The sequence below is a fragment of the Streptomyces colwelliae genome (assembly GCF_048158785.1).
GTDB lineage: Bacteria > Actinomycetota > Actinomycetes > Streptomycetales > Streptomycetaceae > Streptomyces.
This window is the reverse complement of record NZ_JBLTJC010000922.1, coordinates 1-501: the sequence shown is the minus strand read 5'-3', so window position 1 is coordinate 501 and position 501 is coordinate 1. Positions and strand designations below refer to the sequence as shown.

At 71.7% G+C, this 501-nt stretch carries 1 pseudogene; it reads left to right on the top strand.

Annotated elements, in window-relative coordinates:
• Positions 1 to 70: 70 nt before the first annotated feature.
• Positions 71 to 501: pseudogene (locus tag ACNFOC_RS55170) on the top strand (ArgS-related anticodon-binding protein NrtL); the annotation flags it as partial.

The following is a 501-nucleotide window of genomic DNA, read 5'->3' as shown; positions in this document are numbered from 1 at the left end:
AAGAGACAGTCCCGGACCACCGGACAAACCGGCTGGCCTACCCACCCCCCTCCTCCCATACGCTTGTCCCGTGACCCCCGTCGAGCTCTCCCGTACCGTGCTGCGCGCGGTGCGTCGTGCTGTCGAGGACGGGGAGCTCAGCGTGGTCGTGCCTGAGAAGGCCTCCGTGACCGTGCCGGGGGCCGGCGGGTGGGGTGACTACGCCACCAACATCGCCCTCCAGCTCGCCCGGCCCGCCGGAGAGACCCCCCGCCGTGTCGCCGAACTGCTGCGGCCGCATCTCGCCGGTGCCCATGGCGTCAGCGGTGTCGAGATCACCGGGCCCGGGTTTCTCAACATCAGTCTCGGGAGTACGGCGTCCACCGCCCTCGTCGAGGAGATCCTGCGGCGCGGCCCGCGGTACGGGTTCGCCGACGAGGCCGCGGCCGACATCAGCTATGACACCCTCGGCGACCAACCCGCCCCCGGCAGCCCGGACGCGCTCATCCAGGAACCTGCCCC